The sequence below is a fragment of the Fodinibius halophilus genome (assembly GCF_011059105.1).
Lineage (GTDB): Bacteria > Bacteroidota > Rhodothermia > Balneolales > Balneolaceae > Fodinibius > Fodinibius halophilus.
In genome coordinates this window covers 1-1,033 of record NZ_JAALLS010000072.1, presented here as the reverse complement: position 1 = coordinate 1,033, position 1,033 = coordinate 1, and the positions used below count along the sequence as shown (strand labels likewise).

Sequence of the window (1,033 nt, the reverse complement as noted above, 5' to 3'; positions counted from 1 at the left end):
TTATTATTTATAATGATAATCGGTAAACGCGTTATAGTAACGTATAAATGGACAATAATAATCAGCCTGTTATTAGTTATAAGAGGGATGCGCTATTTTTATCCCTTGCGGGGATCTTTTTGACTTCATTGGTATTGGGAAATGTGATCGGTACAACCAAGTTTGTTACCATCTTCTCTGTAACCCTCCCCACCTGGATGTTAAATATTGTGCCCTCGCTTATAAGAGATAATAATATCTATACGATGAGCGTGCCTGTGGGAGTCATAGCCTATCCCTTCACCTTTTTAGCTACAGATTTGATTTCAGAGTTATACGGTAGAAAGAAAGCTCAGCTGGTGGTTTGGGTTGGTTTCTGGATGAATGTGTTTATGTTATTCTTAATGACAGTAAATCATTGGCTGCCCAATACCGGGGGAGTAAGTGGGGGACTTCAGCTATTTGAAGGAGTCTATGAATTTATGATCGGTAATACCATTGCCAGTATGATTGCCTACTTAGTTGCCCAGACTGTTGACGTGCGGTTATTTCATTTTTGGAAAGACTTAACGAATGGTAAACATTTGTGGCTGAGAAATAATGCTTCAACTACTGTTAGTCAATTAGTTGACTCCACAGCAATTTTAACCATTTTATTTATCGCCGGTAATCTGGGAAAAGAAGTGGATACCATTGGGAAATTGATCATATTAATTATCAATTCTTACCTCTTTAAATTCTTCTTCGCACTGTTTGATACGCCGCTTTGCTATTTGGGGGTTAAACTCTTCCAGGATTTCGAAGAAGACCCCAGCGAATACAGCCTATTTGAGTGATTGCCGTAGGTGGAAAGTGGCTTTAAATAGTGGTAGTAGGGATTGCCAAATTTCTTTAAAAAAAACTTAAATATTTGTTGACACGAACCCCCTAATTGTCGTACCTTAAGATTCCAATAACAAACGGGGTCGAGCCCATTTGAGAAACATGCTCAACCCCGTTTTTTTGGCTCTAAAAAAGAGCTAAAATTAAATTTGGAAGTGTCGCTCAGAGTGGT

The 1,033-nt window shown here is 38.5% G+C and carries 1 protein-coding gene; it reads left to right on the top strand.

Going from position 1 to position 1,033, the window contains the following annotated elements; translation table 11 throughout:
• Positions 1 to 47: 47 nt before the first annotated feature.
• Positions 48 to 815, top strand: coding sequence for a queuosine precursor transporter (locus G3569_RS18215; RefSeq protein WP_165271514.1), 768 nt, complete (start codon positions 48 to 50; stop codon positions 813 to 815).
• Positions 816 to 1,033: the final 218 nt, after the last annotated feature.